At 72.3% G+C, this 26,325-nt stretch carries 24 protein-coding genes and 2 riboswitches; of the genes, 16 read left to right on the top strand and 8 right to left on the bottom strand.

Going from position 1 to position 26,325, the window contains the following annotated elements; all coding sequences use genetic code 11:
- The first annotated feature begins 85 nt into the window (after window positions 1–85).
- Complete coding sequence (locus ACIBCM_RS07565; RefSeq protein WP_399241022.1) at window positions 86–1,276, top strand: TetR/AcrR family transcriptional regulator; 1,191 nt, start codon at window positions 86–88, stop codon at window positions 1,274–1,276.
- 648 nt (window positions 1,277–1,924) lie between these two features.
- Here ACIBCM_RS07565 and ACIBCM_RS07560 read toward each other — a convergent pair.
- The 4 genes from ACIBCM_RS07560 to ACIBCM_RS07545 are packed head-to-tail and all read right to left on the bottom strand — an operon-like array spanning window position 1,925 to window position 5,297.
- Window positions 1,925–2,974 carry a TIGR03617 family F420-dependent LLM class oxidoreductase gene (locus ACIBCM_RS07560; protein WP_399241021.1) on the bottom strand — a complete coding sequence of 350 codons (1,050 nt, stop codon included), beginning with the start codon at window positions 2,972–2,974 and terminating at the stop codon, window positions 1,925–1,927.
- Complete coding sequence (locus ACIBCM_RS07555) at window positions 2,971–4,110, bottom strand: acyl-CoA dehydrogenase family protein (RefSeq protein ID WP_399241020.1); 1,140 nt, start codon at window positions 4,108–4,110, stop codon at window positions 2,971–2,973. Before ACIBCM_RS07555 ends, ACIBCM_RS07560 begins: the two co-directional genes overlap by 4 nt.
- The gene (locus ACIBCM_RS07550) at window positions 4,107–4,877 is read right to left on the bottom strand and encodes an acyl-CoA dehydrogenase family protein (protein ID WP_399241019.1); all 771 of its coding nucleotides are present in this window, start codon (window positions 4,875–4,877) and stop codon (window positions 4,107–4,109) included. Before ACIBCM_RS07550 ends, ACIBCM_RS07555 begins: the two co-directional genes overlap by 4 nt.
- 3 nt (window positions 4,878–4,880) lie before the next feature.
- Entirely contained in the window at window positions 4,881–5,297 is a 417-nt protein-coding gene (locus ACIBCM_RS07545) for an acyl-CoA dehydrogenase family protein (protein ID WP_399241018.1), read from the bottom strand.
- A gap of 304 nt (window positions 5,298–5,601) precedes the next feature.
- Between ACIBCM_RS07545 and ACIBCM_RS07540 the strand changes: the two genes are divergently transcribed.
- Window positions 5,602–6,723, top strand: coding sequence for a CaiB/BaiF CoA transferase family protein (locus ACIBCM_RS07540; RefSeq protein WP_399241017.1), 1,122 nt, complete (start codon window positions 5,602–5,604; stop codon window positions 6,721–6,723).
- A gap of 70 nt (window positions 6,724–6,793) precedes the next feature.
- On the opposite strand, the gene ACIBCM_RS07535 is transcribed toward ACIBCM_RS07540, so the two are convergent.
- Together ACIBCM_RS07535 and ACIBCM_RS07530 are read right to left on the bottom strand one after the other, a co-directional pair.
- Complete coding sequence (locus tag ACIBCM_RS07535) at window positions 6,794–7,405, bottom strand: hypothetical protein (protein ID WP_399241016.1); 612 nt, start codon at window positions 7,403–7,405, stop codon at window positions 6,794–6,796.
- A gap of 469 nt (window positions 7,406–7,874) precedes the next feature.
- Window positions 7,875–8,672 (bottom strand): SDR family NAD(P)-dependent oxidoreductase, encoded by a 798-nt coding sequence (locus ACIBCM_RS07530; RefSeq protein WP_399241015.1) that lies wholly within the window; start codon window positions 8,670–8,672, stop codon window positions 7,875–7,877.
- A gap of 86 nt (window positions 8,673–8,758) precedes the next feature.
- Between ACIBCM_RS07530 and ACIBCM_RS07525 the strand changes: the two genes are divergently transcribed.
- The 4 genes from ACIBCM_RS07525 to ACIBCM_RS07510 all read left to right on the top strand — a co-directional run bounded on the left by ACIBCM_RS07525 (window position 8,759) and on the right by ACIBCM_RS07510 (window position 11,647).
- Window positions 8,759–9,610 carry a helix-turn-helix transcriptional regulator gene (locus ACIBCM_RS07525; RefSeq protein ID WP_399241014.1) on the top strand — a complete coding sequence of 284 codons (852 nt, stop codon included), beginning with the start codon at window positions 8,759–8,761 and terminating at the stop codon, window positions 9,608–9,610.
- Between the two features lie 160 nt (window positions 9,611–9,770).
- Window positions 9,771–10,244: a MarR family winged helix-turn-helix transcriptional regulator gene (locus ACIBCM_RS07520; RefSeq protein ID WP_399241013.1), complete on the top strand. Its 474-nt coding sequence runs from the start codon at window positions 9,771–9,773 to the stop codon at window positions 10,242–10,244.
- The gene (locus ACIBCM_RS07515) at window positions 10,241–11,122 is read left to right on the top strand and encodes an SDR family NAD(P)-dependent oxidoreductase (RefSeq protein WP_399241012.1); all 882 of its coding nucleotides are present in this window, start codon (window positions 10,241–10,243) and stop codon (window positions 11,120–11,122) included. The genes ACIBCM_RS07520 and ACIBCM_RS07515 overlap by 4 nt, the downstream gene beginning before the upstream one ends.
- 246 nt (window positions 11,123–11,368) lie before the next feature.
- Window positions 11,369–11,647, top strand: a complete 279-nt coding sequence (locus ACIBCM_RS07510) for a CoA transferase (RefSeq protein ID WP_399241273.1) — start codon at window positions 11,369–11,371, stop codon at window positions 11,645–11,647.
- Between the two features lie 100 nt (window positions 11,648–11,747).
- Here the strand turns inward: ACIBCM_RS07510 and ACIBCM_RS07505 are convergent, their stop codons facing one another.
- Window positions 11,748–12,509, bottom strand: a complete 762-nt coding sequence (locus tag ACIBCM_RS07505; protein ID WP_399241011.1) for an SDR family NAD(P)-dependent oxidoreductase — start codon at window positions 12,507–12,509, stop codon at window positions 11,748–11,750.
- A 222-nt stretch (window positions 12,510–12,731) separates the two neighbouring features.
- On the opposite strand from ACIBCM_RS07505, the gene ACIBCM_RS07500 reads away from it, so the two are divergent.
- The 5 genes from ACIBCM_RS07500 (at window position 12,732) to ACIBCM_RS07480 (ending at window position 16,615) form a co-directional block, all read left to right on the top strand.
- Window positions 12,732–13,307, top strand: coding sequence for a TetR/AcrR family transcriptional regulator (locus tag ACIBCM_RS07500; RefSeq protein ID WP_399241010.1), 576 nt, complete (start codon window positions 12,732–12,734; stop codon window positions 13,305–13,307).
- 152 nt (window positions 13,308–13,459) lie between these two features.
- Window positions 13,460–14,659, top strand: a complete 1,200-nt coding sequence (locus tag ACIBCM_RS07495) for a MerR family transcriptional regulator (RefSeq protein ID WP_399241009.1) — start codon at window positions 13,460–13,462, stop codon at window positions 14,657–14,659.
- Window positions 14,656–15,165: a hypothetical protein gene (locus ACIBCM_RS07490; RefSeq protein WP_399241008.1), complete on the top strand. Its 510-nt coding sequence runs from the start codon at window positions 14,656–14,658 to the stop codon at window positions 15,163–15,165. Before ACIBCM_RS07495 ends, ACIBCM_RS07490 begins: the two co-directional genes overlap by 4 nt.
- Before the next feature lie 380 nt (window positions 15,166–15,545).
- Entirely contained in the window at window positions 15,546–15,806 is a 261-nt protein-coding gene (locus tag ACIBCM_RS07485; protein ID WP_399241007.1) for a hypothetical protein, read from the top strand.
- A 20-nt stretch (window positions 15,807–15,826) separates the two neighbouring features.
- Window positions 15,827–16,615: an enoyl-CoA hydratase/isomerase family protein gene (locus ACIBCM_RS07480; RefSeq protein ID WP_399241006.1), complete on the top strand. Its 789-nt coding sequence runs from the start codon at window positions 15,827–15,829 to the stop codon at window positions 16,613–16,615.
- Window positions 16,616–16,697: 82 nt separating this feature from the next.
- Here ACIBCM_RS07480 and ACIBCM_RS07475 read toward each other — a convergent pair whose 3' ends face one another.
- Complete coding sequence (locus ACIBCM_RS07475; protein WP_399241005.1) at window positions 16,698–18,110, bottom strand: hypothetical protein; 1,413 nt, start codon at window positions 18,108–18,110, stop codon at window positions 16,698–16,700.
- A 128-nt stretch (window positions 18,111–18,238) separates the two neighbouring features.
- A riboswitch (cobalamin riboswitch) is annotated at window positions 18,239–18,314 on the bottom strand.
- A gap of 102 nt (window positions 18,315–18,416) precedes the next feature.
- Window positions 18,417–18,561: riboswitch (cobalamin riboswitch) on the top strand.
- A 112-nt stretch (window positions 18,562–18,673) separates the two neighbouring features.
- Between ACIBCM_RS07475 and ACIBCM_RS07470 the strand changes: the two genes are divergently transcribed.
- From ACIBCM_RS07470 to ACIBCM_RS07450, 5 genes are read left to right on the top strand one after another with little or no spacing between them, the layout of a single operon-like run.
- Window positions 18,674–21,439, top strand: coding sequence for a prenyltransferase/squalene oxidase repeat-containing protein (locus ACIBCM_RS07470; protein WP_399241272.1), 2,766 nt, complete (start codon window positions 18,674–18,676; stop codon window positions 21,437–21,439).
- Window positions 21,436–22,356: a hypothetical protein gene (locus ACIBCM_RS07465; protein WP_399241004.1), complete on the top strand. Its 921-nt coding sequence runs from the start codon at window positions 21,436–21,438 to the stop codon at window positions 22,354–22,356. The genes ACIBCM_RS07470 and ACIBCM_RS07465 overlap by 4 nt, the downstream gene beginning before the upstream one ends.
- A 48-nt stretch (window positions 22,357–22,404) precedes the next feature.
- On the top strand, window positions 22,405–23,586 hold the full coding sequence (locus ACIBCM_RS07460; RefSeq protein WP_399241271.1) for an energy-coupling factor transporter transmembrane component T: 1,182 nt from the start codon (window positions 22,405–22,407) through the stop codon (window positions 23,584–23,586).
- Window positions 23,583–25,253 carry an ABC transporter ATP-binding protein gene (locus ACIBCM_RS07455; protein ID WP_399241003.1) on the top strand — a complete coding sequence of 557 codons (1,671 nt, stop codon included), beginning with the start codon at window positions 23,583–23,585 and terminating at the stop codon, window positions 25,251–25,253. Before ACIBCM_RS07460 ends, ACIBCM_RS07455 begins: the two co-directional genes overlap by 4 nt.
- Window positions 25,250–26,074, top strand: a complete 825-nt coding sequence (locus ACIBCM_RS07450; protein ID WP_399241002.1) for an ECF transporter S component — start codon at window positions 25,250–25,252, stop codon at window positions 26,072–26,074. The genes ACIBCM_RS07455 and ACIBCM_RS07450 overlap by 4 nt, the downstream gene beginning before the upstream one ends.
- Window positions 26,075–26,325: the final 251 nt, after the last annotated feature.

Below are 26,325 nucleotides of genomic sequence, written 5' to 3'. Positions count from 1 at the left end.
CTCCACGGGCCGTGGCGGCCACGCCGCGACCACGGCGGCGCGCGGGGCCGATCGGCGGCACCACCGGATCCGTAGGATGACGAGGATGACCACCAAGACGGCCCGCCCGGCCCACCGTCCACGCGACCGCAGGGCGCAGATCCTGGCGGCGGCGGTCGAGAGCTTCCACCGGTCCGGCTACCACGCGACGAGCATGGAGGACATCGCGGGCGCCGTGGGCATCACCGCCGGGGCGCTGTACCGCCACTTCCGGAGCAAGCGGGAGATGCTCGGAGAGGCACTGCTCGGCGGACTGGAGCTGCTCACCGCGGCGATCGACGAAGCCGGGGATCTGGACGCGGTCATCAGGACCCTCACGGCGTTCTCCCTCGACCACGGCGGCTACGCCCTGCTGTGGGACCGTGAGTCGCCCGCCCTCTCCGACGAGCAGGCCGGCACACTGCACCAAGGGCTGAGCCATCTGGAGGAGGCCGTCACCCAAGCCGTCCGTGCGTCGCGTGCGGACCTCGGCGGCGCCGACGCCTCCGTCGTCGCCGTCTCCCTGACGGCCGTTCTCCTCAGCCCTTCGTACCACCACACCCGGCTGTCCCGCCCGCGTTACGAGGCCCTGCTCTACGCGCAGGCGTCGGCGGTCTGCCGGACACGGGTCCTCCCCTCGGCCACCGGCGGCGGTCCCTCCCCGGCCCCGTGGACCTCGGACCTCAGGCCCGCGTCCCGGCGGGAGGCGCTGCTGTCCGCAGGGGGGCGGCTCTTCCGGGAACGCGGTTTCCAGGCCGTCAGCATGGAGGAGATCGGCGCCGCGGCCGGTATCGCCGGTCCCAGTGTGTACAAGCACTTCGTGGGCAAGGCCGATCTGCTGGCGGCGACGGTGAGGCGGGAGACCGAGGCGATGTTCTTCGCGCTCTCCCGTGCCCTGGCCCGGAGTGCCTCGTCGCACGAGGCGCTGGTGCGTCTGCTCGGCTCGTTCGTCGAGGTGGTCGGTGCCCGCAAGGGACCGGGCGGGTTCGGCGTCGGTGACGAGAACAACCTCCCTCCCGAAGAGCAGCGGTGGTTCCACAAGGCGCAGATCGAGTACGTCGCCGAGTGGGTCGCCCTGCTGATGGCCGCCAGGCCCGAACTGAAGGAGGGGGAGGCACGGGTGACGGTCCATTCCGCGCTGACCCTGGTCAGGCTGGTCTACCAGATCACGGACCGGGGGCCCTTCGTGCCGGCGGGGACCGTGGTCGGCCTCGCGCTGGACGTGCTCGGCATCGAGCCCGTCGAACTCCCCGACTGAGCCTCACGGGGTGCCCTCTCCGCACCCCTCGTCCGGTGTTCCCGGCCCCTCGTCCGGCGTCCCCGGCCGTCCGGCCGTCTCGCCGCGGTACTCGAACGGGCCGGGACGATCCTGTCGGCGGACTTGCGGCGGGTGGCCGACGCCCCCGCCCCCGCTCCCGCCAGAGCCCCGGCTCGTACAGTGGGCGGACACCGGCCTGCTCGCCGTCCGTGCGCTGTCGGCCGTCCTCTCGGGCGGAGTAGCGCTCCTTGACGGTGGAACAGCGTCCCGGCGACGGCGGCGATCCTGCTCCTGCGGCCGCGCGGCCGACGGACCACCCGCCGGGCCCGTCTTCCGGCTCTGTCACAGGGGTGCCGATCTCGTGAGGCGTTGGGGAGTCCGGCTACACATCGAGGGTCTTGACGCGGGGCCCTCCCGGCCTGATCGGTATCCGGCAGGCGCATCTGAAGCCGGGGTATGCCCGATGGGAAGGTGAATCCGGGCTTACCTGAGTCCGTGTCCTGGGCGACATCAAGTGCAAATTTCGATTTACTTCAGGGGTTGTGCCAACAGTGTGGGGTGCTTCACTTCACCTCGGGGAGTCTGTACGACGCCCTGGGCGGGGAACCGGCGGACCGGTTCCCCGCCCAGGGCGTGTGCGCCGGGCCGTCAGGCCGGGGTCAGGGAACGGGCCGCCTCCAGCACATCGAGGGCGAGGGTGCCGTCGGGGTCGTTGTCGACGGAGCAGGTGACACGGGTGCACAGCCCGTCGAAGCGCTTGCGCAGTTCGCGCCCGGCGACGGCGGGTTCCCCGGTGACGGCGAAGGTGTTGAGCACATCGTCCTCGATGAGCAGCCCCATCTCCTGCCAGCGGCCCTCGGTGGAGAGCCGGTGCAGGCTCTCGTGGAGTTCGCCCCAGCCGTGGAGATCGAGGACCGCGCGGTAGGCGGGCGTGGAGGCGTAGAACGCGATCCGCTCACGCACCGTGGTGAGCGACGCCTCGTACTCCTCCTCGGTCCTGCCGGTCGCCACCAGTGAGGTGCACACCACGTCCAGCGGCAGCCCGGCCCGTCGCTCGCCGTCCGCCTCCGCCTTCGCCCGTGCCGCGCCGAGCGCGGGCAGGGTGACCTGGCGCAGATAGTCGGTCGTGGTGAACGCGTGGCAGATCAGTCCGTCGGCCGCCTGTCCGGCGACGGCGGTCATCATCGGTCCCACACCCGCGATCCAGATCCGGGGCGGCCCCGAGGCCACGGGACCGGGATCGAAGGTGGGGGTCATCAGGGTGTGGGTGTAGAAGTCGCCCCGGAAGTCGAGCTTGTCGCCGGTTTCCCAGCTGTGCCAGATCGCCCGCAGGGCGCCGGCGAACTCCCGCATCCGGGCCGCGGGGCGTGACCACTCCATGCCGTAGCGGCGGGTGATGTGCGGTTTGATCTGGGAACCCAGACCGATCGTCAGCCGTCCCCCGGAGAGCCGCTGTACGTCGTACGCGCTCGTCGCCAGGGTCATCGGTGTACGCGCGAACGCGATGGTGACCGCCGTCGCCAGGTCGATCCGGCCGGTGGACTGGGCGGCCAGCGCGAGCTGGATCAGCGGATCGTGCTTGATCTCGTGGGTCAGGAAGCCGTCGACCCCGCGTTCCTCCGCCAGGGCCGCCGCGGAGGCTGCCCGGTCGGTGCCGCCGGTGAAGACGAAGTCGATGCTGAGCGGGGCGGCGGTCATGAGGCACTTCCTTCGGGCAGTCCCGCGAGTCGCGCCAGCCGCGCGCGGTGGCCGGGGATCGGGCCGAGGAGGCTCTGCGCGCTCCGGGCCCGGCGGTAGGAGAGATGGGCGGGGTGTTCCCAGGTGAAGGCGATACCGCCGTGGACGAACTGGTTGCCCGCCGCACAGACGTCGAGCGCCGCGGCGCAGGCGACGAGGGCGTGCTCGGTGTCCAGGGCCACCGGCGCGCCGGTGCGCTCCAGCGCCCGGCCCGCCTCCTGGAGGACGACGGCGGACTCGGCGACGACCAGCATGTCGGCGAGCCGGTGTTTGACCGCCTGGAAGCTGCCGATGGGGCGGCTGAACTGGTGGCGGACCCGGGCGTAGGCAACGGCTTCGTCCAGCGCGCGACGGGCCGTGCCGAGACACTCGGCCGCGAACACCAGCGCCGCGTACTCCAGTGCGCGGCCGACCGCCGACCAGTCGCCGACGGGGGTCGCGGGCGTCCGGGTGAAGGTGACCCGTGCCTGCTTGCGGGTGAGGTCCAGCGTCTTGAGCGGCGCCCGTTCCACCCCCGGGGACGAGGCCGTCACCGCGAACAGCCGGACGCCGTCGCCCGTACGGGCCGGGACGAGCAGCAGGTCGGCCGTACAGCCGTCGAGGACCGCCGTCTTGGCGCCCTTGAGCGTCCAGCCACCGGGCGTGCGCTCGGCCAGGGTGCGGATGTCGTCCGGGTTCCATCCGGCGGGGACCCCGTCCCCGGATTCGAGGAGGGCGAGCGTCGCGGTGGTGGTGCCCGCCGCGATGTCCGGGAGATAGCGGGACCGGACCTCGTCGTCACCGGTGGCGTCCAGAGCGGCGGTGCCGATCAGGGTGGACAGCAGGGGACCGCCGTACAGAGCCCGGCCGGCCTCCTCGGACAGCGGGAGCAGATCGGCGTACGAGAATCCGGCTCCGCCGTGCTTCTCACTGATGGTGAGGGCGGTCGCTCCGATACCGCCGGCCAGCTCGGCCCACAGTTCGCGGTCGAAGGCGTCGGGCACCTCCATCCAGTACCGGACCCGGGCCTCGTCGTGTCTGCGGGCCATGAGTCTGCGTACGGTGGAGGCGAGTTCGGCGCGCTCCTCGGGAAGTGCGCTGAGTGCGGTGGTGGTCACGGCTTCTCCTGTGAGGCGGTGGGCAGCCGGCTGAACGGGATTCCGCGTTCGACCGACGGTTCTCGGGGCAGACCGAGGAGCTGTTCGCCGATGGTGTTGCGCTGGATCTCGTCCGTACCGCCGCCGAAGGCTATCCCGGGCGCGTCGAGGATCTGGAAGGCGAGGGCGTCGGTGGCGTCGTCGCCGTCCTGCCAGGCGGCACCTCCGGAGAAGGCGAGAGAGGCGGCGAGCCGGGCGTTGCGCAGCGCGTTCGCCGTGCGGTGCAGCTTCGCCACCGAGGCGGCGGCTCCCGGGGAGCCGCCGGCGCCGGTGATCTCGGCGATGCGCTCGTTGACCAGGGCGGCCGTACGTTCTCCGAGCCACGCGTCGAGGAGTTCGTGCCGGACCTCGGGATCACCGGCCCGTCCGGAGCGGCGCGCCCAGGCGGTCAGTTCGGCCACCGGCAGCGGACGGCGCATGGCGCCGTGGCCGGTGCGGGTGATGCTCGCCCGCTCGTGGCCGAGCATCGCCATGACGACCTTCCGGCCGTCGCCGGGCCCGCCGACCATCCGGTCGCCCGGGACACGGACGGCGTCGAAGAAGACCTCGTTGAACTCGCAGTCCCCGGTCATCTGACGCAGCGGCCGGACCTCGACACCCGGGGAGTCCATGTCGACGACGAAGGCGCTCAGCCCGTCGTACTTGGGCACATCCGGATCGGTGCGGGCGACCAGCAGTCCGATCCGGGCGTACTGGGCGTAGGAGGTCCACACCTTCTGGCCCGTCACGGTTCAGCCGCCCTCCCCGTCGGGGACCGCGCGGGTCCGCAGACCGAAGAGATCGGAACCGGCCTCCGGCTCGGAGAACATCTGACAGGACAGCAGCTCGCCGGAGAGGATGCCCGGCCCGAACTCTGCGCCCAGCCGCTCGGCGCCGAGATCGACGAGCGAGGGAAGGAGGATGCCGACGCCGAGGCCGAACAGCTTGTCCTCGGCCGGGGCGGTAACCGCCGCCTCCTCGTTGAACACCTGCTCATGGACCTCGGACAGCCCCTGGCCGCCGTAGGCGCGGGGGATGGTGAGCCCGGCCAGTCCGGCGCCGGACAACGCCGAGCGATACGCCGTGGCGCGGGTGAGGGTGTCGGAGATCCCGTCGAGCAGAACGGGAACCTCCCGGTGGAGGAAGTCCCGCACACGGGCCCTGAACATGGATGGATCGGTTTGTGTCACGTCCCAGCTCCCGGCTGAGTGAAAGCCCTCGTGGGCGGTGCTTGGGGGCCGATGGAAGGCCGCCCGGTGGTCCGGACGCCCCTGGCTGTGCCGACCCGGCCAGGGACGGGCGTACCTGGCTCGGGGCATGGCCTCGACCCTCGGTAAGTTAATTCGAATTAGCTTGACTGTCCAGCATCAGCTGATGGTACATACACTCTTGACAGGGTTGGGTTCGGAGGTTTCGGTAAAGCTGAATTAGCCAGCAATGAGCTGAATGGGCAATGAGCGAGGAGCTGTGCCCATGCCCGGACCCCTGGCCCATTTGAAGATCATCGAGTTCGGCGGTATCGGCCCCGGCCCGTTCTGCGGCATGGTCCTGTCCGACCTCGGTGCCGAGGTGATCCGGCTGGAGCGGCCCGCGGACGCCGGCCGGGCCCCGTCCCGGCCCGTCCTCCTCCGGAACCGCCGGTCGGTCGCCGTGGACCTCAAGACCCCGGACGGAGTGGAGACCGCGCTACGGCTCGTCGAAGGCGCCGACGCGGCCTTCGAGGGCTTCCGTCCCGGCGTCGCCGAACGCCTCGGCATCGGACCCGACACCTGCCTCGCCCGCAACCCCCGGCTGGTGTACGGACGGATGACGGGCTGGGGCCAGGAGGGGCCGTACGCCCGTGAAGCAGGCCATGACATCAACTACATCGGCCTCAGCGGAGCCCTCGCCGCGGTCGGTCCCGCGGACGGCGATCCCGTCGTCCCGCTGAACATGGTGGGCGACTTCGGGGGCGGCGGCATGCTCCTGGCCCTCGGCATCACCAGCGCCCTCCTCCACGCACAAGCCACCGGCCAGGGGCAGGTCGTGGACGCGGCGATGACCGACGGCAGCGCCCCCCTCCTGGCCACCGCCCTCAACATGATGGCCACGGGCACCTGGACCGACCGGCGCGGCTCCAACACCATCGACGGCGCGGCACCCTACTACCGCGCCTACCGCTGTGCCGACGGCCGCCACATGGCCGTCGGCTGCGTCGAGCCGCAGTTCTACGCCCATATGCTCACGGTCCTCGGACTCGCGCGGGATCCCCTCTTCGCCGCCCAGGAGGACCGGGCCGCCTGGCCGGCCATGGCCGAGCGGCTCGAAGCGGTCTTCGCCGAGCGCACCCGGGACGCGTGGACGGCGGCCTTCGACGGCCACAACGCCTGCGTCACCCCGGTTCTCTCCCTCACCGAGGCCCCCGGACACCCCCACAACCTGGCCCGCGGGACCTACACCTCCCTGCCCGGTGGCACCACCCAGCCCGCCCCCGCGCCCCGCTTCAGCGCCACACCGGCGGCCCCGCCCCGGCCCGCGCCGAAGACGGGCGCCGACACGGAGGAGGTCCTTCGCGAGGCGGGCATCACCGCGGTGCCCGGGGACGGCACCCTTTGACGGCCGGGCGGCCCGCACCGGGTGACGGACGACGAAGGACGAAGTCGCCCGTCACCCGGTGCGGCAACGCTCAGCGAGGGTGCTGGACGATACCGACCCTCAGGGCGATCACGTCGTAGTGGGAGTAGGAGTTGATGTCGTCGGTGCGCTGGAGGACCACCTCTCCGGTATCACGGTTCCAGATCTCCCCGTACTCATCCATGTCGGCGGATGTCGTCCTGTCCGGTTCACCGAGTTCCGCGCGGATCAGCGCTCCCAGACGGTCGTACTCGGCATGGAAGTCGGCACGTGTCGCCCCGGGCCGACGGATCCACGCCGGACCGTAGTCGCCGTCGAGGTCGTCCTCTTCGTCCTCGGTGTGCTCGGCGTCTTGGGGCTCCTCACCGAACGCCGGCCAGAACAACGCGCACGACAGCCGGACGTAGGCATCCTCGGCTCCCTTCCCCGGCGGGTCTCCGAGTTCCAGCCGCCACCCGATCCCGCCCTCCCCGCCACCATCGATGTCGTGAGGAGAAGCCGCCCCACCACCCCATGCGATCTCGGGGCGCCCGCCCGCCCCGAGCCGTGCCCACCCGTGCCGCAGGAAGACGTCCTCCAGCTCGGACCTGTCCCAGCCGCGCCCCGCCAACGCAACCAACCGACGCACCCACGTGGCGTCGACCTGCAAACTCTTCAAGGTCATCGCCTCATGCTAGGCCTACCCGGCTCCCTGGGACCCGTCGGCGGACGGCAGCCGCCGGCAATCCGACTCGACCGCGGTTCGGGGGCACTGCGGCAGGGCCCCCGGGTGGGCTCAGCCCTGCCGCGCGAGTCAGCGGGCGAAACGGTTCCCGGCGCTGCGGGCCTCGGGGCCGGGCAGGAGCGTCGTCGCCCGCGGTTCGACACCGGAGTACGGGCGTGCGGGTCCCTGACGACCGTGCGCGGATCGTTCCCGGCAGCGAGGCCGTTACGGATGAGCCGGTCCAGCTGGTACGTGTCGGGGCCGGCCACCTCCAGTACACCGTCGACGGGGTCGCCGACCGCCGTTCGGCCCCGGCGGCGGCCACGTCATCGGAGGCGGGGGGCGGGATCCCGGCGGGCGCCGGACGCACGGTGTCACCGCCGGTCGCCGAGTCCGCGACTGGTGCGTCCGGGCAACGGGCGTTCCCGGCTCACACCGCCTGCATACCGCCGTCGACCGGCAGGACCGTCCCCGTCACATAGGAGGCGCGGTCGCTGAGGAGCCAGGCGGCGGCCTGGGCGATCTCGTCGGGGTCGGCCGCGCGGCGCAGGGGCGTATGTGCGTTGAGCCGGTCGACGGTCCCGGGTGACCGCTCGTCCCAGGCGCGCATCATGGCGGTGAGCGTGGTGCCGGGAGCGACGGCGTTGACGCGGATGCCTTCGGGGCCGTAGGCGACGGCCGCCGACTCGGTGAGACTGTTGACGGCCCTCTTCAGCGCACCGTAGGCCGGGAGCGCGGGGTTGCCCATCAGACTGCCCACGGAGGTGTTGTTGACGATGGCCCCCGTGCCCGCGGTGGCCCGGATGGCGGCGACCTCGGCGACCATGGCCGCCCAGGGGCCCTTGAGGTTCACGGCGTAGACATGGTCGAAGTCGGCCTCGGACACCTGCTCCATCGGGCCGGGCGGCATGGTGGTGGCACCGTTGTTGAAGGCGACGTCGAGCCGGCCGTACAGGGCTACCGCGCGGTCGACGGCGGCTCGGACTCCTGCCCCGTCGGCCAGGTCGCACAGCGCGTAGTCCGCGGTGCCGCCGGACGACCGGATCTCCTCGGTCACCGCTTTCAACTCGGCTTCCGTCCGGGCCGTGAGCAGCACCCGGGCGCCCTCCCGGGCGAAGAGCCGTGCGGCGGCGGCGCCGATACCGCGTCCGGCACCGGTGACGAAAGCGACCTTGCCGGCCAGGAGGCCGGGGACGGTGGAGGCGTCGGCGGAATGTGTGTTGTCCATGGCAGTGAGCATGTGTCCGTTCGCGGAGTCGAACCAGGTACTGCCGGTGCCTGGATCGTCCCCGCGCACACGCCCACACTGGGAGCGTGGACAGACACGAGCTGGCCGGCTTTCTGCGCAGCAGGCGGGAGCGCATCACCCCTGCCGATGTGGGGCTGCCCGCAGGGCCGCGCCGCCGCACCCCTGGGCTGCGCCGCGAGGAGGTGGCGCAACTGGCGTTCATCTCGACCGAGTACTACACGCGGCTGGAGCAGGCGCGCGGTCCCCGCCCGTCGCGCGAGGTGCTGGCCGCTCTGGCCCGGGCCCTGCGCCTGGCGGACGGCGAACGCGACCATCTGCACCATCTCGCCGGCGTGCCGCCCGGCCCGCCGGCCGGGCCCTCGCGCGAAGTGCGGCAGAGCATCCTCGACCTGCTGCTGCGGCTGCCACAGGCCGCGGCGATCGTGCTGTCCGCGACCTACGAGGTGATCGCCTGGAACGACCTGGCGGCCGCCCTCCTGGAGGACTTCTCCGCTCTGTCCCGGCACGAGCGCAACCTCGTGCGCCGTGCCTTTCTCACGCCGCGTTCGCAAGCCCGGCTGCTGTACAGCCTGTCCGACGAGGAGGCGTTCGCCCGAGCCGTGGCCCGGCAGCTGCGGGCGGCTGCCGCCCGCTACCCCGACGATCCCGAGGTGGCCGCGCTGGTGGGCGACCTTCTCTCCGGCAGCGCGGAGTTCGCCCGGCTGTGGGCCGCCCACGACGTAGGCGCCGAACCCACCCTGCGCAAGACGGTCAACCACCCCCTGATCGGCCCCATCACCGTGAACTGTGACGTCCTCGACATCACCGACCGGGACCAGCGAGTCGTGATCTACACGGCCGAGCCCGGCTCCCCGTCGGAGGAAGCACTGCGGCTGCTGTCGGTGATCGGCACCCAGCGCATGGACGTACCCGGCTGAGTCGCGCCGGGGTGCCGGATGCCGTACGGCCGCGCTCACGGGCCGGAGCGCTCGGCGGGCGGGACGGTCGCCTGTCCGTTCGCGTAGCGACGGCCCCGAATCCACCCGCTCATATACATGGAAGTTCCAGTAATGGGAAAGTCCATGTAGTGTGCGGGTCGTGGATGACGCGCGTCTGAACGAAGAGCTGATCGATTCCCTGTTCGCGATCCGCACCCAGGTGCACGCCGAACTCAAAGAACTGGCCCGCGAGGCCGGGCTGACCGACACTCAGACCGATGTGCTGTGGCGGCTCAGTCGGGAGCAGGAGATGACCGCGCGCCGCTTGGCCGACCGGCTCCAGTGCGACGCGTCGACCGCCACCTCGATGATCGACAGACTGGAGAAGCGCGGCCTGGTGCGCCGTGTACCGCATCCGACCGATCGCCGGGCGAAGGTGATCCAGCTCACCGCCGAGGGATGTGAGCTGCGGGATCGGATCATCCGGCACACCACCGAGCACTCACCGTTCGCCCGCCTCGACCACGAGAGCAGACTGCGCCTGCGCGCACTGCTCCGCGAAGTCGTCGACGGCCCCACGCCGGAGGGCGAGGGCACTGAGCCCAAGGCCAACCACGTCGAGGAGGGCTCATGAGCGGCGGGACCACGGTTATCACCGGAGGCGGTTCCGGGCTGGGCCTGGTGACGGCACGCCGGCTGGTCGAGGCCGGGCACCGGGTCGTCCTCGTCGGCAGGGACGCGGCGCGCACGGCTGCCGCCGCCGACGGCCTGCGCGGCCTGGGCCCCGCCGGTATCGACGCCGACGCGCCGCGGACGTACACCGCTGACCTGGAGGAATGGCGGCAGGTCCGTGACCTCGCCTCGAAGCTGGTTGCCGGCGCGGTCCACGTGGACGTACTCATCAACAACGCGGGAGCGGCCTTCCCCTCGTACCGGCAGACGCCGGACGGTGTGGAGCGCGCCTACGCCCTCAACCACCATGCCCCGTTCCTTCTCACGCACGAGCTACTGGCGGCGGGCGCACTCACGCCCGGCGCCAGAATCATCAACCTCTCCACGTTCGTGGAGAAGCGCGGAAGGCTCGACGCGACCGATCCGGACGTCGGCGGTACCTCGTGGGGGCGCCGCTTCTACCACCAGCTCAACGTCTACGCGACCAGCAAACTCCTCAGCCTCATGGCCACGAGGGAACTCGCGCGCCGCCTGCCGGAGGGCATGCGTATCTACAACGCCAATCCGGGCATGGTGAAGGGCACCGCCATCAACAGCAGCGCCGGCGGGGTGATGCGGCTGACCGCACCGCTGTTCCGCCCGTTCGCCATCACCCCGGACGAGGGCGTGCGGACGCCCGTATGGCTGGCCTCCGCGTCACCCGCACCGCGGCCGAGCGGAGGCTTCTTCACCGAGTCGAAGCCGGACACGCCCTCCCGGCAGGCCCGGAACGACGCGCTCGCCCGCCTCGTGTACGACAGGACGGCGGATCTCCTGGGCCTTGAGCCGCTCAGCACGTAGGCCCCGGGCGCTCTGAAGGAGCACGGAGCCGGAATGGGCACGCCGCCACCCGCCCGCCGTGCGGGGGCGGGCACCCCACCCGTACCGTGCGGCCTTCCCTGCTCCCGCCCCCGCACCGGCGGACGACGCGTGCCGTCGTCACCAGGCGGTCCGCCCCGAATTCACCCGGGCGCTCCGCCCGCCGGAGGAACGCCAGGTGCGCGCGAGCCCGCATCCGGCGCGGAGGGGGTCTGAGCCCACTGCCCGATCGCCACGACGACATCGGCACTGCTCGGCCTGTGCGAGAGCGCCGATGTCCTGCTCGAAGGACTCCGCCCCGCCGTCACCGAGCGCCCGCGCGTCGGGCCCGGGCGACTGTGGGCGCGCAACCACCGCCTGGTGTACGGCCGGATGACCCGGTGGGGCCAGGACGGGCCGGAGGCCGCGACCGCCGGCCATGACAACAGCTACATCGCACCGACGGGCGTGCTCCACGCCATCGGCGGGGCCGGCGGGCGCCGCAGATCCCTCTCATGTTGTCGGTGACATCGGGGGAGGGGCGACCTGTCCGGTGATGGGCGCCCTGGCGGCCCTGCGGGAGGCACGGTCCACCGGCCGCCGCATTCCGCCGCCGGTCCCGTTCGGCTCACACCTGCGCCATGCCCCCGTCGACGAACAGCTCGACGCCGGTGACGAAGCTGGAGGCGTCACTGGAGAGAAACACCGCCGCCTTCCCCATCTCCCGGGGATCGGCGATCCGCCCGGTCGGGTTCCCCTCTCCCATGAGCTCGATGGCCGCGTCGACGTGATCGGCCCCCTGTGCCATGGCCAGCGCGCGTCGCAGGGACTCGGTGTCGACCGCGCCGGGGCTGAGCACGTTCATCCGGACGCCCGATCCCTTGATGTCCTGGATCCAGGAGCGGACGAAGGCTCGCACCGCCGCCTTCGAGCCCCCGTACAGGCCCATTCCGCGCGGCGGTTCGATGGAGGCCGTGGAACCGATGACGACGACCGTGCCGCCGGGCGGCAGCAGCGGCAGCGCCGGCTGGACCGTGAAGAGGACGCCCTTGGCGTTGACGCCGAAGGTGCGGTCGAACTGCTCCTCGGTGATCGCGCCGAGCGGGGCGTGGGCGCCGACCCCGGCGTTGGCGACGACGGTGTCGAGACGCCCGTAGCGGTCCTTCACCTGCTCGTACAGCGCCTCCATGCCGGCGAGGACGGTGACATCGGCCACGATTCCCACGCAGTCGCCGCCGATCTTCGCGACGGCCGCGTCCAGTTCCTCCCGGTGCAGGTCGGTGATGACGACCCGGGCGCCGTTCTCGGCGAACTCCTGGGCGATGCCCAGGCCGACTCCGTTCGCCGCGCCGGTGATGACGGCGACCTTGTCTGTGAGGGGGAGAGTCATGTTTCTGCTCCTTGGATACGAGGGCCCGGCCCCGACCGGGGCGCGGGCGCTGTTTCTCTCGGCCGGTGACCGATATGACGGAGGTGCGGGGGTGCTCAACGCCTTGGGGCGGGCGACATGACCGGGTCGTGCCCTACAGTGGAACTGGAGGCGCCTCCACTTCCCTGAACCATAAGTGGAGACGCCTCCGGTTGGCAACCCGATCCGAGGGAGACGTCATCGATGGCCAGTGAGGCAGGACGGCCGCTGCGCGCCGACGCACGGCGCAACCGGGAGAAGATTCTCTCGGCGGCCGTGCGGATCTTCGCCGAGCAGGGGCTGGACGCGCACATGGAACGCATCGCCAAGGAGGCGGGGGTCGGCTCGGGCACCCTCTACCGGAACTTCCCCACCAGGGAAGTCCTGATCGAGGCGGCCTACCGCAATGAGCTGGACAAGCTGTGCGATGCCGTACCGGAGCTGCTGGAGAGCATGCCGCCGCAGCGCGCCCTGCGCGCGTGGACGGGTCGCTTCATCGACTACGCGACCGCCAAGCTCGGCATGGCGGAGGCGCTGCGGGCCGTCGTCGAGACGGGCGTCAATCCCTATGCCCACAGCCGGGAGAGGATCCTGGAGGCCCTTGCTTCGCTGCTGAGCGCGAGCATCGACGCCGGGAGCGTCCGGTCGGACATCAGCGCCGAGGACCTGTTCGCCGCCCTCACCGGCATTGCCCTGACCTGCGGCAGGCCCGAGCAGCGTGAGCAGGCCGAACGGCTCCTCGACCTCATCGGCGACGGGCTGAGGGCACAAGCGCGCTGACACCCCGTCACCGATGGGCGGGGCCGCCGGCTGAGGACCGGGCCTTTGACGGGTACGGCTCCGGCTCCCGGACCGCCAGAGGTTGTGGGCCCTGAGGCCGCCGGCGGGGCCGGGCTTGACCTTCGAGTTGGTTGAAGCCCAATGATGGCGGTGTGCCGAATTCAGAGCTGATGCCGATCGGGGTCTTCGCCCGGCGCTGTGGCCTCACCGCGAGTGCGCTGCGGTTCTACGCCGACTCCGGGCTGCTGCGTCCCGCCGAGGTCGATCCCGTCTCCGGCTACCGCTACTACAGCGCCGACCAGGTGGAACGGGCGACCGCGCTCAGCGGGCTCCGCGGGATCGCCATGCCGCTCACCACTGTGGCGGCGGTCCTCGACGCGGGGTCCGACGAGGCTTCCCGGCTGATCGACGAGCATGTCGCGACGGTACTGGGCGACGCGGCGGCGACACGGCGCAAGGCCGCCGTGATCACCTCCTCGCTCGCCGGCGCGCCGAGCCTGCCGATCACCGCCCTGAAGGGGCCCGTACTGGCTGACGCGGTCGATCAGGTCCTCACGGCGACCGCTCGTGATCCGGGCCTGCCGGTACTCGGCGGACTGCGCCTCGAAGCGAGCGCCGAATCGCTCACTCTGACGGCGACCGACCGCTACCGGCTCGCTTCACGCACCCTGGTGCCGGCCGATCCGCCGTCGATGACATGGGCCGCGACCGTCCACGGCGATGATCTGCGGGCCGCGGCCGCCGAGATCCGCCGCAGCGTACGGGTGCGCCTCGACGCGACCCCGCACGGGATCCGGCTGCGCCGGGCGGACGGGGAAGACCACCACTGCCGGCTGCTGACGGAGGAGTTTCCCGACCATCGGCTCATGCTCGCGTCGCTGCCCGGGGCCACCACCCGGGTGACGGTCTCGAAGGTGCTGCTCCTGCGGGCCCTGGAGGAGCAGCCCGGTGAGCGGATCGAGCTGCGGGTGACCGGCCACGGGATGGACGTGCTCCCGGCCGCTGCCGGGCACCCGGGCATACCGCTCACGGCGACCGTCACGGGACAGGCCCTCCGGATCTCGTTCGAGCTGACCACGCTCTACCCCGCCGTCAGCACCGCCGTCGGCTCCGACGTGATGCTCGACATACGAGGACCCGGGCAACCGGTCACGATCCGCTCCGCCGACCGCGGCGATCTCACCACCCTGGCCATGCCCGTCACAACAGGCCCCGCGACCGAGCGGGCCGACCACAACGACCCGGTCGACCAAAGCGACCCGGCCGACCGCAACGACCGAGCCGGCCACCGGGAAGACCGGACCGACCGGGAAGACCCCGGCCGGGCACGACGACAAGGACCTCGCCCATGACCACCACTCCCGCCAGCCCCGACCCGACGATGGAAGCCATCGGTGAAGCCGTCACCGCGGGGCGAGCCGGTGACACCGCCTCCGCCCGCCGGGACCTCCTGGACCTGTGGTCGGGGATCGGCGTCAGCGGCGACCCGCTGCACCGCTGCACCCTCGCGCACTACCTGGCCGACCTCTACGACGATCCCGCCCAGGCCCTGGCCTGGGACATTCGTGCCCTGGACGCGGCCGACGCGGTGACCGAGCAGCGCGTTCAGGAGCATCACGCCGGCCTGCACATCGCCGGCTTCTACCCGTCCCTGCACCTCAACCTCGCCGACAACTACCGCCGCCTCGGGTCCTTCGATTCCGCCGCCGAGCACCTCGCGGCAGCCAAGGAGCATGCCCCCGGCCTCCGCCAGGACGCATACGGTGACCTGCTGCGTTCGGCGATCGAGCACGTCGCCGAGGCCATCGCCCGGAAGGACACCACCAAGCGGGCATCCGCACCCGGTTCCTCCGTATGACGCACAGAAACGCGCCGCCCGGCGTCCAGGGGCGCCGCCGGTTCGTCGAGCACTGCCGCCGGCGGCCCATCGCCGCTTCCCGGGCCGGCCCCCGGAGACCGGGGTTCTGGCGGGCACGGCGAGGACGGCACCCCAATGTTCTATGGAACGTGTCTTTACTTAAAAGGGAGGGATCCTCTAATCTCACCCAGGAAAGCGGCTGATATGGCTCCGAGTGAAGCGCGCCATAAGCAGATTAGCAATTTACTAAAAGTTGTGGTCGGCCCGGCGGCTTCCTGCCTGTGCCCCCACCACCCCTCTCGGAGTCGGCGTCCCTCTCCTCCGGTCGGGTCGGCGCCTGGGTGAGCGGCTGAGCGACCGTGTGGGAAGGAGCATTGAGTATGCGTGTTCCCGTTGTCCGATCCGGCGTGGCCGACGCCGCCGTGTTCGGTGTCCCCGACCCCGAGTACGGCGAGGCCGTCGCGGCACACGTGGAGCTCCTCCCGGGCGCCCTCGTCACCACCGAGCAGGTCCGGGCCCATGTCCGGGACAACGTGGCGCGCTACAAGGCCCCGCGGGTCGTGGTCTTCGAGGACCGGCTGCCCCGGGAGGAGAGCGGGAAGCCCTTCAAGCGCCGCCTCAAGCAGCGGTACTGGTCGTAGTGGGGAAGGAAGCGGAACGGATGCCGGAAGAGACGCAGTTCATCGAGGTCGAGACGCGGGGCCGGGTATCCGTGGTCACGCTGAACCGTCCGGAACCACGCAACGCCTTCAACAGGGAGATGAAAAAGCAGTTCCACGACGTCCTCGCCGCACTGCGCTGGCAGAAGGACTGCCGGGTGGTCGTGCTCACCGGCGCGGGCAGCTCCTTCTGCAGCAGGGCCGACCTGGCACGCGGCATCGGCGACGGTCCCGTGGACACCTTCTGGTCGCTGCGGCTGAGCACATCGATGATCATGCTGCTGCGGGAACTGCCGCAGCCGGTCGTCGCGGCCGTCCGGGGGCACGCCGTCGGCGGTGGCTTCTCCATCGCCTCCGCGGCCGACCTGCGGATCGCGGCCCCCGACGCGCGCTTCCACGCGCCCTTCGCCAAGCTCGGCATGTCCGCCGGCGACGTCGGGCTGTCGTACTTCCTGCCACGGCTGATCGGGCCCGCGGCCGCCGCCGAGCTCTTCTACACCGGAGGCGTGCTGGACGCACCGCGGGCCCTTGAGCTCCGGTATCTCAACCGCATCGCGGAAGACCCCCTGAAGGAGGCACTGGAGCTCGCACAGCGGATGGCGGAACTCTCCCCGATGGGAATCCGCCAGACCAAGGAGATGCTCAACGCCGGCCTCGGCCTCGGGGCCTTCCGCGACCATCTGGACCTGGAGATGCGGACCCAGGTGATCTGCTCGCTCACCGAGGACCACGCCGAGGCGAAGGCCGCATTCGCCCAAGGGCAGCGCGAACCCGTCTTCAAGGACCGGTAGACCGGGGCCCGTCGGGTCCGCCGGGCGGGGCGGTGCGAGCCCCGCCCGGGGACGGGCCGAATGCCGGCGTCACCCGGCCGGGTCAGGGGCCCCAGCGCAGGGCGATGGTGGCGCCCACGTTGACCACCGTGCCACGGGAGGCGGTGGTGAACGCGGATCCGTCGACACTGGCCTTCCAGGTGTTGGAGCCGCTGTTGGCCTTGCCGTTGACCGCCGTGACGGTGCCGCTGCCGGACGCGGGGGTGACGGAGGTGACACAGCCCGAGGGAGTGGCGCCGGAGCCCGCCGCGGTGAGGACATCGCCGAGCGTGGTGGTCGTCCCGGTCGGGGTGAGGGAGACCGAGCACACCTTCAGACCGCCCGCGCCGTCGTCGACGGTGAGCGCGAGTCTGGTGGCCGTACCGGCGGTGAACGACGGCTGGGCGACCCACTGGGGAGCGCCGGCGGTCGTCGGCAGCGGCGGGGCCGAGGTGAATCCGCCGCCGGCGACCGCCCGGAGGGCGTCGGTGGAGGAGTAGGCGGACGGCACCCCGTCGGTGGGCTTGTACTTGAAGCCGCCGCCGGGGTTGTACTGGTTGGCGATGAGGAAGTCGACGGGGGTCTTGCCCGCCGGGGTGAGGAAGTCGCCGGTCTGGGGGTTGATACCGCAGGCGTTGAGCCCGGCGACGGCCCAGCCGTTGGAGCTGGTGTTGGCCCCGTATAGGGAGTTGAAGGCGCCGGAGGCGTTGGCCAGCTTCAACTTGAGGAAGTTCTTGCCCTGCACCACATCGGTGTCGGTGGCGGGCACCCCGGAGACGCAGAGCGCTGCCAGGGCCGCGCCGGTCATGTCGATGTCGCCGGGCTGGGCGAGCGCCGCCGGGTTGCCCTCGGCCTTGCTGTGGGCCCAGCCGCCGTCGGTGTGCTGGTTGGCGCGGACGCGGGCGACCATGGAGCCGACGAGCGCCTGGGGAACCCGGGTGGCGCCCGCCTGGGTCTTCGCGCCGACGAGTGCGAGCGCCGCGAACACCGTGCCGTTGAAGTTGGCGGAGGGGCCGAAGTAGCCGGGTTCCGCGGTCTGCCAGTAGCCGTAGATCTGGGCGATGAGGTTGCGCGAGGCGGAGACCCGGGCCGGGTCGATGCCCGCGGCGTAGGCGTTGAGGGTCGCGCGCTGGTAGTCGGTGACCACGGGGGAGGCCGAGGGCCAGGCCGCGGTGGAGAGCAGATTGCGGTAGACCGTACGGGCGTTCTTGGTGGTGTCGGTGCCGGGGTAGACGTCCACGACGGCCGTGCCGGCGGCCGCGAACGCGCTGAACGCCCACTCGTTGGAAAGACCCGATCCGGCGTATGAACCGTCCGCGGCCTGAAGGGACTTCAGATAGGCGACGCCGTTCGTCTTCGAGGTGGCGATGTCGGCGGGGGTGGAGGTCGCGCCGGCCGGTGGCGCGGCCAGGGCGAGCGCCGTGAGGACGGCGGGCACCGCGAGCGCGAGGCGGTGTCTGGGGCGGATGGGCGACATGGGCCTGCTCCCTGTGGAGTCGGGACGCGGCCATGCCGTCCTTGCCCGGGCCGCCGTGGGGGCGGGCGGGAAGTCGGGGCCGCTGTCCGGATCGCGTGCATACGGCTTCCAGTGGTGCCTCACCGCACGGGCATTCGGGCTCGGAACGGCTCCTTGCCGTCCCACACCGTTGCGCGTCAGCCCCGGATTCCCACCGGATTCCCCCGTGCGGCAGCCCCGGACGCTACCCGAGCCGTCCCGTCCGCGCCAGATGCCCCATCACGCGGGGTTTGGTCCGCAGCTGAGACTTACGCCATCTTGACGGTGGTCGTTCACCCGTGTTGCACTCCGGCTGACAACTGTTCAGCACCAGGGGAAGCCGGTCGAAGTCCGGCGCTGACCCGCAACCGTAGGTTCCGCGCATCAGTACGCGGGACGAGCCGGATTACCTGGTGCCCGGAAAGCAGCACGAGTACAGCGCCGTCGCGGACTACGGCGTGGTCGTCCCGCCCAGGGGCCGGTTCACCGGACCCCGGGCCGTCGCCACGTTTCCGTCCGTGCCGCGCGGGAACCGAGGGGCAGCGGTGGGGACGGGACTTCATGCGGATCGGTACAGATCGAGGGGCAGACGGCTGCTGTCCCTGGGGACGGCGGCACTGCTGACCCTGGGCGCGGCCGTGTCGCTCCTCACGGCACCGGCGACCGCGACCGCGGCCCCGGTGGAGGAGTGCACCCCGCAGAAGGGCGCCGTCGTCGCCGTCGACTTCAGCAAGTTCGGCGGGAAGGTCGAACGCGGCTGCGACACCACGCCCACCACCGGCTTCGAACTGCTCCACGAGGCCGGGTTCACCACCACCGGTACCCAGTCCCACGGCGACGCCTTCATCTGCCGGATCGGCCACGGCAGCACCGGCACCCAGTACCCGACCCCCGCCCAGGAGGACTGCGTCCAGACGCCCCAGGCCAGCGCCTACTGGTCGTACTGGATCGCCTCGCCCGGTCAGAAGAGCTGGACCTACAGCCCGCTGGGCGCCATGTCGCGCACCCCGCGCGCGGGCGATGTCGACGCCTGGGTCTTCGGAGCCACCGACATCGGCGGCACCACCGGGAAGCCCTCGTTCTCCCCCGACGACGTCAGGGCCGGGGGCGATCCCGGGCCGGGCGGCCCCGGAGACCCCGGGGGTCCCGGTGTGCCGCCCGGATCGGTCGACGTACCGGCCGCGGTGCGCTGGCTCGGCCAGCAACTCAAGGACGGGGAACGGGTCGTCGACCCCGAGACGGGCGCGCCGAGGCACACCGAGACCGCCGAGGCCGTGCTGGCGCTCGCCGCCGCGGACCGCGGCTCCCCGGCCGCGAAGAAGGCCGCGGCCTACCTCGCCACGCCGGCGCAGACCGAGGCGTACGCCTACCCCGACGGCAAGGACCAGCCTCCCAGCGCGACCGCGGCGGCCCGGCTCGCCCTCGTCGCCCTGGCCGCGGGAGAGAACCCGCGCGCCTTCGGCGGACGCGACCTCCTCGGCGATCTGCTGAAGTACGTCTGCCCGGCCCCCGTCGCGGGCGCAGAGCCGGTGCCCGGCTGCCTCACCGAGGGCGACTTCCGTACCACGTTCCAGGCCGAGGGCCAGGCCCTGGCCGTGGTGGCACTGCTCAACGGAAAGGCGACACCGCCGCCCGCCTCGGTGGCCCGGCTGACCGGACTCCAGTGCGAGGACGGCGGCTTCACCGGCATTCTGATCCGCGCGGGCGAGTGGTGCGACAGCGAGCCGGGGACCACCGGTCTGATCCTGCTGGCCCTCCACCGCGCCGGCGGACACGACGCCGTGGTCGCCAAGGGCCGTGAGTATCTGACGAAGACCCAGCTGACGGACGGCGGCTGGCCCGCCTCCGCCTACAGCACCGCCGGCAGCGCCCCCAGCACCGGCTGGGCCGTTCAGGCCCTGCGGGTCCTGGGCGACCGTACCCGGGCCGCCGCCGGTACCTCCTGGCTGTCCCGGCAGCAACTGCCCGGCGGAGCCTTCTCCTTCGAGGACGGCCTGACCGAACCGAAGCTGTACGCGACCGTCCCGGCCACCATCGCCGGCGCCGGCACGGACCTCCTCGCCCTCACCACCGAACCGCCCGAGGAGCCGAAGCCCCCGGTCACACCCCCGGGCAAGAGCCCCGACCTGCGGAAGGCCACCGCCTATCTGACCCACACCAGCCGGCTGCTCCAGGGGCGCTACTACGAGAACGCCCGCGGCAGCGGCTTCGCCGACTACGGCCTGACCATCGACGGGGCGTTCGCGCTCGCCGCCACCGGACACGACAACAACGCCCTGCGGACCGTAGTGGACTTCCTCGACGGCGGCGGCAAGGACGGCACCGGACGCACCCTGCACGACTGGACCAAGCTCGGTACGAAGTACGCCGGAGGCGGCTCCATCGCCAAGGCCGCCCTGCTCGCCGAAGCGGTGGGCCGAGACCCCCGGGACTTCGGCGGGAAGAATCTCCTCGCCGCCCTCGCCTCGGGCGTCTGCTCCGCCAAGTCGCCCGCGCCCGACCGCTCCTGCGCGGCCAAGGGCGCGTACACCAACGCCACCTCCGTGTTCTCCCAGTCCCTCGGCGTCATCGCCCAGCTCCGGGCGAATGACACGACGGCCGCCGCCGAGCCGATCGCCTACCTCAAGAGCCTCCAGGAGCCCTCGGGCGCCTGGCCGAGCCTGATCGGCGAGGCGAGCGAGCCGGAGGTCGACTCCACCGCGATGGCCGCGATGGCCCTCGACCTCCTCCCGGACGCGGGCTCACAGGCCGCGGTGGACCGGGCGCTGACCTGGCTGGCGGGCCGCCAACTGGCGGACGGCGGCTTCCCCGGCGCCTCCGGGAACTCGGTGAACTCGGCGGCCCTGGCGATCCAGGCGCTCTCCCTCGACGCCGCCGACCACCGGGCGAAGATCGGCAAGGCGCGCGCGTTCCTCGCCTCCCAGCAGAACGCGGACGGCGGATTCAATGTCGCCAAGGGCGGGCAGCGCGGCTCCGACGTCCGTGCCTCCACCCAGGCCGCGGGCGGTTCGACGGGCATCTCCTTCGGCACGCTCAGCCGCAGCCTGAACGGTACGACCCCCCGGCCCCCGGGTGCGGGCGATCCGGGCGGCAACCCCACCCCACCCCGTATCGTCACCCCCGGTGAGGACGGCGGCGGCCCGCTGCCCCAGGGCGAGGCAGGGGGCTCCGGTGGCGGTCCGCTCGCCTCGACCGGTGTCCCGGGCCAACTGCTCGCGGCCGTGGCGGCGGCCCTGACGGCCGCGGGATGCGCCGTGACCCTCCTCGTCCGCAGGCGCCGGACCAGGACTGCCGCCGGGGAGCCGTCATGAAGACGAGTCCCGCCGGGCGCCTCGCACGGGCCGCCGCGGCGTTCGGGCTGGCCGCGGCCGGTCTCGGCGCCGGCGGTGGCCCGGCGGCGGCCGCACCCCAGCCCATCGGGCAGTGCACCACCACCTCGGGCGCGGTCCTGGCCGTCGACTTCAGCCGCTGGGGAGGCCCCGTCTACCGGTCCTGCGGTACCACCCCCACCACCGGCTACGAACTCCTCAACCAGGGCGGCTGGCGCACCACCGGAACCGGGCACGACGGCCCGGCGTTCATCTGCCGGATCGGCTACAGCGGCCACCGGGGCGGCAAGCAGTTCCCGCCGCCGGAGCAGGAGGACTGCGTCCTGACCCCGCCCGCGTCCGCCTACTGGTCGTACTGGCACGCCGACCCGGGCCGGAACACCTGGACCTACAGCCAGCTCGGCGCCATGCTCTACCGGCCCAAACCCGGCAGTGTGGACCTGTGGATCTTCGGGGGGACCGATATCGGCGGCACGAAGGGCCGTCCCACCGTCACCCCCGACCAGCTCCGCGCCCACAACACCCGGCCCACCGGCGGAGGGAAACCCGCGCCCAGGGACACCCGGACCGCGCCCCCGCCGCCGCCGGGCACCGACACCGGCCCGGCCCCCGGCCCGGCCACGCCGCCCTCCCGCAGGACCCCGGCGCCCCCACCGGCCAAGACCACGGCTCCACCGAGTTCCCCACCGCCCTCCTCACCGCGGGCCCCCGCGTCCACGGCACCGGCGACCTCTCCGGGCGCCCTCGCGGCCTCCGGACCCGTCGTCGTGGACGCGGCTCCCGCGGCGGCGCCGGAACAGGACCGCGGCTCCTATCTGCCCGCCGCGGCCACCGGTGTCCTGGTGCTGCTGATCGGCGCGGGAGCCTATGCCGCCCACCGCCGCAGACGCTCGGGGTAGCGGGTGGCCCGTACCACGACACCGGCTCAGTCGCCCGTGCCCGGCCGGATGCCGGACACGGGCGGCCGCCGGCTCCCGCGCACCCTGCACCCCGTGGCCTGGTGGATCTGGGCACTCGCCCTGGCCACGGCCGTCAGCCGCACCAACAACCCCCTGCTGCTCCTGCTGGTCCTGGCCGTCCTCGGATACGTCGTCACCTCCAGGCGCACCGAGGCCCCCTGGGCGCGGGGCTTTGTGTACTACCTGTATCTGGCGCTGGCGGTGATCGCGATCCGGGTGGTGTTCCGGGCCGTGTTCGGCACCGGCATCACCCCGCACGACCACTTCATCCTCCAACTGCCCGAGATCCCCACCCCCGACTGGTACGCGGGCATCCGCATCGGCGGACCCGTCTCCCTGGAGGCACTGCTGTCGGCGGTGACGGAGGGACTGAGGCTGGCCTGCATGCTGTGCTGCATCGGCGCCGCCAACACCCTCGCCAACCCCAAGCGGGCGCTGCGCGTGCTGCCCGGAGCCCTGTACGAACTGGGCGTCGCGGTCACCGTATCGATCAGCGTGGCCCCCCAACTGGTGCAGAGCGCCCAGCGCGTCAACCGCGCACGGCGGCTGCGGGCGGGCCGCACCAAGGGTTTCCGGGCCCTGCGGAGCATCGTCGTCCCCGTGCTGGAGGACGCGCTGGAACGCTCCCTGCGGCTCGCCGCCGCCATGGACTCCCGGGGCTACGGGCGCGCGGGCTCCGCGACCCCGGCCTCCCGCAGGCTGACCGGCGTCCTGATGCTGCTCGGCATGTGCGGTCTGTGCGCCGGGGCGTACGGGCTCCTCGACCCCACCGCCCCGAGACTGCTCGGCCTGCCCGCGATGGGACTCGGCGCGCTGCTGTGCCTGGGCGGGCTGCGCCTCGGCGGGCGGCGTGTCACCCGCACGACCTACCGGCCCGACCCCTGGCGGCTCGCCGAATGGGCGGTCGCGGGCTGCGGGGTGCTGTCGGCGGTGATCCTCTTCGGCAACACCGGGTTCGACCCGGCCGAACTCAACCCCTCGCTGTATCCCCTCGGCTGGCCGGCGCTGCCGGTGCTGCCCGCCGCCGCGATCCTGCTCGCCGGAGCCGCGGGTGTCCTCTCCCCGCCGCCCGCCCCACGCCCGATCCCGCCGTCCGCCCCACGTCCGACCCCGCCGCCCGCCCCGGGCCCGACCACCGCACCCGCCGTCAGCCGCGAGGAAGTTACGTGATCATTTTCGACCGGGTCACCGTCCAGTACGACGACGAGGCCGAGCCGGTGCTGCGGGACGTCGAGCTGACCGTGGAGGAAGGCGAACTCTGTCTCGTCGTCGGCCACACCGGCACCGGCAAATCCACCCTCCTCGGCACTGTCAACGGTCTGGTGCCCCATTTCACCGGCGGCACCCTCCACGGGCGGGTGGTCGTCGACGGCCGCGACACCGCGACCCACCCGCCCCGGGAACTCGCCGATGTCGTGGGCGTGGTCGGCCAGGACCCGCTCGACGGATTCGTCACCGACACCGTCGAGGAGGAACTCGCCTACGCGATGGAACAACTCGCCGTCCCGGCCGCCGTGATGCGCAAACGCGTGGAGGAGACCCTCGATCTGCTGGGCCTGGCGGATCTGCGCCGCCGCGCCCTCCATGAGCTCTCCGGCGGCCAGCAGCAGCGGGTGGCCATCGGCTCCGTGCTGACCGCGCACCCCCGGGTGCTGGTGCTCGACGAACCGACCTCGGCACTCGACCCGACGGCCGCCGAGGAGGTCCTCGCCGCCGTCACCCGCCTGGTCCACGACCTCGGCGTCACCGTACTGCTCGCCGAGCACCGCCTGGAGCGTGTGGTCCAGTATGCCGACCGCGTCGTCCACCTCCCCGGCGACGGCCGGGTCCTCTCCGGGCCGCCCGCCGAGACCTTCCGTACCGCGTCCGTCGCCCCGCCGGTCGTCGAACTCGGCCGGGCCGCCGGCTGGTCCCCGCTGCCCCTCTCGGTCCGCGACGCCCGCCGCGCCGCGGCCCCGCTGAGGGCGCGCCTGGCCGCACACGAGCCGGTACCCGCCCGCCCGGCGCTCTCCGCCGGCCTTCCCACCCTGCTCACCGCCACCTCCGTCACCGTCACCTACGGCGGCATCCCCGCGGTGCGGGAGGTCGATCTGAGCCTGCGCGGCGGTGAGGTCACCGCCCTGATGGGCCGCAACGGCTGCGGGAAGTCGTCCCTGCTCTGGGCACTTCAGGGCTCCGGTACCCGCACCCGGGGCTCGGTCCGTGTCACGGCGTACGGCGACGCAGGCACCACCCCCGCCGCCGATCCCGGAACAGCGACGGCGGGCCAGGCCCGGCGGCTGGTCGGACTGGTCCCGCAGACCCCCGCCGACCTGCTCTATCTGGAGTCCGTCGCCCAGGAACTCCGCGAGGCCGACACCGAGTCGGCCCGGTACGGGACCAGCGTGGACGCCCGGACCCTGCTGGACCGCCTCGCACCCGGCATCCCCGACGACATCCACCCCCGCGATCTGTCGGAGGGTCAGAGACTGGCCCTCGTCCTCGCCATCCAGCTCTCCGCCGCGCCCGGCGTGCTCCTGCTGGACGAGCCCACCCGCGGTCTCGACTACCGGGCGAAGGACCGGCTGATCGAGGCCGTCGACGCCCTGGCGGCGCAGGGGCGCGCGGTCGTGGTCTCCACCCACGATGTGGAGTTCGCCGCGCGGGCGGCGGACCGTGTGGTGGTCATGGCCGAGGGAGACATCGTCGCGGACGGCCCGACCGCCGACGTCATCACGGCCTCGCCCGTCTTCGCACCCCAGACTGCGAAGATCCTGGCCCCCCACCGCTATTTGACGGTGAGTCAGGTCGAGGCGGCCCTCAGGGCGACGGCCGGGGCCGGGGAGCCGGTGTCATGACCGGGTCCGCTCCCGCCATCCGTGTCGGCCGCCGCGCCCGCGCCGTCATCGTGCTCGCCGCACTGCTCGGTATCGTCGCCTTCTTCTGGCCGTTCCTGGTCGCGCCGGGTGCCTTCGGCTCGCGCTACGCTCCGCCCCTGATCTTCGGTGCCCTCCTGGTGATCGTCCTGAGCGTGGTCGTCTCCGAGATCGCCGAGGGCGGTATCGACTCCAAGGCGCTCGCGATGCTCGGGGTGCTCTCCGCCGTCAACGCGGCTCTGCGCCCGCTCGGCGCCGGAACCGCGGGCATCGAGACCGTCTTCTTCCTGCTCGTCCTGGCCGGCCGCGTCTACGGCCCGGGATTCGGGTTCACCCTCGGATGCACCTCGCTCTTCGCCTCCGCCCTGATCACCGGCGGGGTCGGCCCCTGGATGCCGTACCAGATGTTCGGCTGCGCCTTCGTGGGCATGCTCGCCGGACTCCTGCCGAAGGCGACCGGACGCCGTGAGGTCCTGATGCTCGCCGTCTACGGGTCCCTCTCCGGCTATCTCTTCGGCTTTCTGCTCAACCTCTCCTTCTGGCCCTTCTCCCTCGACCCCGGAAGTTCCATCGCGTATCTGCCCGGGCTGCCGTTCACCGAACAGTTCCAGCGCTACCTCGCCTTCGACGTCGCCACCTCCCTCGGCTGGGACACCGGCCGCGCGGTCACCAACCTCATCTGCATCACCCTGGCCGGTCCCGCCGTCCTCACGGTCTTCCGCCGCGCCGCCCGCAGAGCCCGCTTCCACGCCCCCGTCCGCTTCCAACGCGGGGGCACACCCCCGGACACCGCGGCCGGATAACGAGCGCAGGGGGTGTGCTCCCCACCGCGGCCCTGCCCGTCCCCACGCTGATGGCACGCGGGTGACGGCAGGGCGCGGCGGCACGTCGGGCCGGGGCCCGGACGTCCCGGATGCCAAGGTGATTCCGGCAGACGGGGCAGCCCGGACCGCAGCTCGCTCGGGAGGACAGATGACGGAGGTGGACCACGGCCCGCGGGCAGCCGTCACCCCGGCGGAGGGCAGCCGCAGACGGATCGCCCAGGGCTCGCGGG

The organism is Streptomyces sp. NPDC051018, from assembly GCF_044456085.1.
Lineage (GTDB): Bacteria > Actinomycetota > Actinomycetes > Streptomycetales > Streptomycetaceae > Streptomyces.
Note: the sequence above shows the minus strand (reverse complement) of the source record. Positions and strands in the feature narration are given on the sequence as shown.